5 protein-coding genes are annotated in these 5,120 nt (G+C 66.2%); 1 reads left to right on the top strand and 4 read right to left on the bottom strand.

The annotated features are described in order from the left end of the window. Positions 1 to 154: 154 nt before the first annotated feature. The 3 genes from A8G08_RS16625 to A8G08_RS16615 all read right to left on the bottom strand — a co-directional run bounded on the left by A8G08_RS16625 (position 155) and on the right by A8G08_RS16615 (position 2,259). On the bottom strand, positions 155 to 634 hold the full coding sequence (locus tag A8G08_RS16625) for a nuclear transport factor 2 family protein (protein ID WP_068276367.1): 480 nt from the start codon (positions 632 to 634) through the stop codon (positions 155 to 157). 89 nt (positions 635 to 723) lie between these two features. Continuing rightward, positions 724 to 1,368, bottom strand: coding sequence for an MspA family porin (locus tag A8G08_RS16620; RefSeq protein ID WP_068276364.1), 645 nt, complete (start codon positions 1,366 to 1,368; stop codon positions 724 to 726). Between the two features lie 267 nt (positions 1,369 to 1,635). Then, the gene (locus tag A8G08_RS16615; protein WP_068276361.1) at positions 1,636 to 2,259 is read right to left on the bottom strand and encodes a TetR/AcrR family transcriptional regulator; all 624 of its coding nucleotides are present in this window, start codon (positions 2,257 to 2,259) and stop codon (positions 1,636 to 1,638) included. A gap of 200 nt (positions 2,260 to 2,459) precedes the next feature. On the opposite strand from A8G08_RS16615, the gene A8G08_RS16610 reads away from it, so the two are divergent. After that, positions 2,460 to 3,635: an aromatic ring-hydroxylating oxygenase subunit alpha gene (locus tag A8G08_RS16610; protein ID WP_068276370.1), complete on the top strand. Its 1,176-nt coding sequence runs from the start codon at positions 2,460 to 2,462 to the stop codon at positions 3,633 to 3,635. Positions 3,636 to 3,672: 37 nt separating this feature from the next. Here the strand turns inward: A8G08_RS16610 and A8G08_RS16605 are convergent, their stop codons facing one another. Next, positions 3,673 to 5,091: an acyl-CoA synthetase gene (locus A8G08_RS16605; protein ID WP_068276358.1), complete on the bottom strand. Its 1,419-nt coding sequence runs from the start codon at positions 5,089 to 5,091 to the stop codon at positions 3,673 to 3,675. Positions 5,092 to 5,120 lie beyond the last annotated feature (29 nt).

Genomic DNA, 5,120 nt, shown 5'->3' with positions numbered 1-5,120 from the left:
GGCGCTTGCCCGGCACCGGGACAAACCGGTGCGGCAACACTTTCCGGGGACCCGGCGATCGTCATGGTCGCCGCGGCGACCGCGGCGCAGGCGAGCGAGGCCAAGGTCCGCATGCGCGTCACGCTACGCCGCGGTGGGCGCGTTTCGGGTCGGGTTACGACCCGATGTGCTGCATGCGCGCGGGCGGAGCGAGCAGCTTGCCGCCGGCGCGCACCCATTCGGTGACCACCCGCGGTGCATCGCGCACCGGGTTGTAGACGTCCTCCTGCGAGGAGAACAGCCCGTCACCGGCGTAAACGACGCGGGACCAGTTCGGGAAGGAGAACTCGACGCCCGGCTCGGTCGGGTGATCGAGGATGTTGTCCACGCCGAACACCACGGCGTCATTCTCGTCATCGAAGGCTTTCCACGACTGCGCGATGCGCATCTGCGGGAACGGCGCCATCGTCTCGATGATCCAGACGCGCACAGCGTCGCGACCGTGGAAAACGCCGTACGCGTGCTCGATGTACTCGACATCCGGTGTGAACAGATCAGCAAATGGCGACCAGTCCCCCGATTGCGAACAACCAGCCACTACCTCGTCGTAGTGGCGAATCGCCGCCGTCAGCTCTTCCCGCGCGAAACGCCCCACGTGCACTCCCTGTCAAACTCGGTCATTTCTAGAACGTGTTCTAAGAATGGCACGGAGCGGCGCCCGGATGGAAGGGGTGGGCGCCTGGATCAGGCCTTCCAATCCTTGCCATAGGTGGTCACGGTGTCGCCGCGCACACTCGTCACCGTGACATACGGGCGGATCGTGGTCCGACCGACCACGCCGGTCACGGTGCCATGGACTCCCGCGATCTTGATCCAGCCATCTGCGCCCGCGATCGCTACCGTCGCGATGTCGACGCTCTTGATGCCCGGGCCGAAACCGGCAGAGATCTCGACGCCGACGGTCGGAACCAGGTTGCCGACGGTGGGCCCATTGTTCAAGCCGAGACCCAGGCTCAGGGTCGGCGAGGTGTAGGAGAACTTGATCTGGCCGCTCAGGGTGGCCGGATAACCGATCTGGTAGCCGATGGTGATCTTGCCGAGGAACTCATCGGCGCCGGCGCCGTCGATGTGGAAACCAGCGATAGCGTCGTGAAACCACTCGCGGGTCAGCGGATTGCCGTCCAACGGCGCGACGAACCGGATATCCGTATCCGATTGGCGGGCCTCGATTGTCAGATTGTCGCCGGTCTCGATCTGCTTCGTATCGTCGAGTGCGGCATTGGCCGTGCCGGCTCCGAGCGCAAAGACAGCGCCGGTCGACGCGACAACCGCGACCGCGATTGCTTGTGCGGCAAATGCTTTACGAAGCTGCAGACGAATTCGTCCCATTGCTAATCCATTTCCACTCGCCGCCGGCACACTGAGCCCCATCCCCGCCGACCGAAACCGGGATGAGGGTATCCACTCGCATCTCGACGGGCAATTCCTGGAATCGCCGTGAATCCTGCCGGAAGCCCTTGCCTGCGTGCGGATCCGAACGACCGATCGCTCGCTCGCCGTGGCATTCGGTTCGCCGCACTGGGCTCCTCGGCACGGACAAGCCTCGTCCAAGACCTGGCCATACAGATGGCGTTGGCTATGTCTAGCCCGCTGCGGTCACTCCGCCGCGGCGATCGGGGATCTGGCGGTCCTGCGGGGCAGCGGCGCCACCCAACGCCACAGGTACGACCTCAACTCGATTCCCGTCCTGGCCGGAATGCCGGGATCGACGATGAACGACTGGACGGTGCGCAGCATGTGTTCGACCAGCTCGTCGAGATCGGCCGAGGTCCAACCGTGCTCCACCCAGTCCACATCGAACCCGTCGATGATCGAGCGCCCGAGCGATCGCGCCGTGTCCGACGTGACGGCAGAGACGAAGCGACCGCGCGACTCGGGTGCCAGGATCAGCGAGAACCGCGGGTTTTCCCGCAATCGCTCCAGGGTGAGCGCGATTCCCTCGACCACTGCCGCCGCGGGGTCGGTAATGCCCCGCATCGAGGACGCGAGCCCGGTGAGGAATTCGGTCGTCGCGAACTCCGCCGTGGCCTGGAGCAGCGCATCCGTGCTGTCGAAGTACCGATAGACCGTCTGGCGAGTGACGCCCACCTTCTGCGCGACGCGCGCAATGCTGGGCTCCGCCGTGCCGGCGTCGATGATCTCCCCTGCCGCACGGAGGATCCGCTCGACGGCCTCGTCGTCGGATGTGGGCGCTTCCCCCGCCCATCCGTGCGTTCGCATGACACTCCCTCTCGCCCGGCCGCGGTTGTTGGCACCGCACCGTCGCGCACCTTCTACGGCTTTCGCGCACGCCCAGGCATGCGCGGCCACACCAAACTGTGCGCGTTCGCATCACCCTATATGGGCGCCCCTCGACGATGACTAGACATTCGAATATCGATGTGTATGGTCAAGGCATCAGCTCCCGGAAGGTCTCTCGCATGACATCCACCATCGGTACCGCGAATACTCCGCTCAATCACGAACTCACGCGCCGAGGCCTCGACCTCGTCCTGGCCGGCACGACCGACATGGCCGACGCGCCGCTGCGCGTGCCGCTGGACTATTACCGTGACGACAAGCTGGCGGAGATCGAGGAATCGAATGTCCTGCGCCGCACCCCACTACCGGTGATGGCCACCGCGCAGATCCCGAACAACCACGACTACGTCGTCCGTGAAGTTCTCGGCGATTCCCTGCTCATTACGCGTGACCGCGAAGGCGTCGCCCACGTGCTGCTCAATTACTGCCGCCACCGCGGTGCCATGCCGGCGTGCGGTTCGGGCAACTCCCGCCGGTTTACCTGCCCGTACCACTCGTGGGTGTACGACAACGCCGGAAAGCTCAAGGGCGTGCCCGGGAAGGAAGGCTTCGACGACCTCGATCGAGACCAGTACGGCCTCGTCGAACTACCCAGCGTGGAGCGATACGGATTCGTCTGGGCCGTCCTCACCGCGGACGCCTCGCTCGATCTCGATGCGCACCTCGGACCGATGGGACCCGAACTCGCCCAATGGAATTACCAGGACTACGGCTACCACGACGAGCGCTTCCTGGAATCCGACGTCAGCTGGAAGGGCGGCCTCGAGGCGTTCGCGGAGGGCTACCACTTCCCGTTCGTGCACGGCGAGAGCGTGATCGGCCAGAACACCGTCGCCAACACACATGTCTACGACCAGTTCGGCAGCCACCACCGAATCGGCTTCCCCTTCAACTGGATCAAGGATCTCGAGGGCACCGAGCCCGCCGACAATTGGGATCCGCGCCAGCAGATGGGCGTCATCTACTGGATCTACCCGAACCTCATCCTCGCCAACAGTCCGGTCGGCGTCGAGGTCATCGACATCCTGCCGGTGAAGTCGGCAACCAAATGTAAAGTGCGGCACAGCTGGATGGCGACGTACCCCGCAACCACGGATGAGCAGCGGGCCATGTACGACGAGATCTTCGCGCAGGTTCACGCCGCCGTCCGGGACGAGGATTTCGCGATGCTGCCGCAGTGTGGAGAGGGTGTGCGGCGCGGTCAGCACGACCATATGCTCATCGGCCGCAACGAAATCGGCGTGCAGAACATGATCAAGGTCCTCGCCGACAAGATCGGTATCGCGCTCTCCTGAGCGTTTGATCCGAGGACGAGATGCGGCTCGGGCGGCTCTACGGCTGCTCGAGCCGCTTCTTCTGCACCTTGCCCATGGCATTGCGCGGAAGCTGATCCAGGACGACCACGTCGCGCGGGCGCTTGTGCACCGACAACTGCCCCGCGACATGCTCGATAAGGGCTTCCGGACGCGCGCTCGCTCCGGCCCGAAGCACGACGAACGCGACCACTCGCTGGCCGAGGTCGGCGTCGGGCAGACCGACCACCGCCGCCTCCGCGACATCGGGATGGCCGAGCAGCGCGGTCTCCACCTCGCCCGCCCCGATGCGGTAGCCGCCCGACTTGATCAGGTCCGTCGATTCGCGGCCGACGATGCGGTGGAACCCACCGGAATCGATCACGGCGACGTCGCCGGTGCGGAACCATCCATCATCTGTCCACGATTCGGCGGTAGCGTCGGGGCGGTTGAGGTAGCCGTCGAACAGCATCGGCCCGCGCACCTGCAGCCCACCGATGCTCTCGCCGTCGTGTGGCACCGCGCCGCCCTGCTCGTCCCGCAACCGGGACTCGACGCCCTTAACCGGGAGGCCGACCCAGCCGGGCCGCCGCTCCCCGTCCGCGCGGGTGGACACCGTGATCATCGTTTCGCTCATCCCGTACCGCTCGACCGGCGCGTGCCCGGTGAGCTCGGCGAGCCGCTCGAACACCGGAACCGGCAGCGGCGCGCTGCCCGATATGAGCAGCCGCGCGTCGCGCAGGGCGCGCGCCGATTCGGGATCCTCGACGATGCGCGACCACACCGTGGGCACGCCGAAGTACATCGATCCGCGAGCCTGCGCGTATGCCTCCGGCGTAGGGCGGCCGGTGTGGATCAGCGGACTGCCGAAGCGCAGCGGACCCAGCAGGCCGAGGATCAGGCCGTGCACATGGAAAAGCGGAAGGCCATGTACCAGAACGTCCTTCGAGGTCCATGCCCAGGCCTCGGCAAGTGCGTCGAGTCCGGCGACGATCGCGGCGCGACTCAGCACGACGCCCTTGGGCGGCCCGGTGGTGCCCGAGGTGTAGAGCACGAAGGCCGCGCTCTCGGGTGCCGGCTCCGCGTAGCTGTGCCACGACCGTGCGTGCCGGCGTACCGGAATCACCGGTAGCTCGACCTCACATTCGGCTGGTGCCGTGCCGAGCCAGGCCTGCGCCCCGGAGTCACGCAGGATATGCGCCAGTTCTGCGGCACCAGAGTCGGGCGGGACCGGTACCGCGGTCACCCCCGCGATGAGACAACCCACCACCGCAAGCACGGTCGTGGCAGTCGGTGCGGCGAGGATCGCGACCCGTTCGGCGCGGGCCGCCCGCTCGGCAACAGACGTCGCGGCACCGATCAGATCGCTGCGCGAGAACTGCTCGCCCTCGATCGTGACGGCATCCGGGATATCCGCGCCCTGCGCGACCGCGTGCGGATTCAGTGAACTGAGAAGCACGTCGTCACGGTACCGGGCGGACAATTAGC

It is taken from the genome of Aldersonia kunmingensis (genome assembly GCF_001646865.1).
GTDB lineage: Bacteria > Actinomycetota > Actinomycetes > Mycobacteriales > Mycobacteriaceae > Aldersonia > Aldersonia kunmingensis.
The sequence above is the reverse complement of the archived record's forward strand: the minus strand, read 5'-3'. Positions and strand labels throughout refer to the sequence as shown.

Excerpts from the sequence above, each read along its gene's own strand:
- A8G08_RS16620 (WP_068276364.1), bottom strand. The coding sequence starts at position 1,368 with ATGGGACGAATTCGTCTGCAGCTTCGTAAAGCATTTGCCGCACAAGCA.
- A8G08_RS16615 (WP_068276361.1), bottom strand. The coding sequence starts at position 2,259 with ATGCGAACGCACGGATGGGCGGGGGAAGCGCCCACATCCGACGACGAG.
- A8G08_RS16610 (WP_068276370.1), top strand. The coding sequence starts at position 2,460 with ATGACATCCACCATCGGTACCGCGAATACTCCGCTCAATCACGAACTC.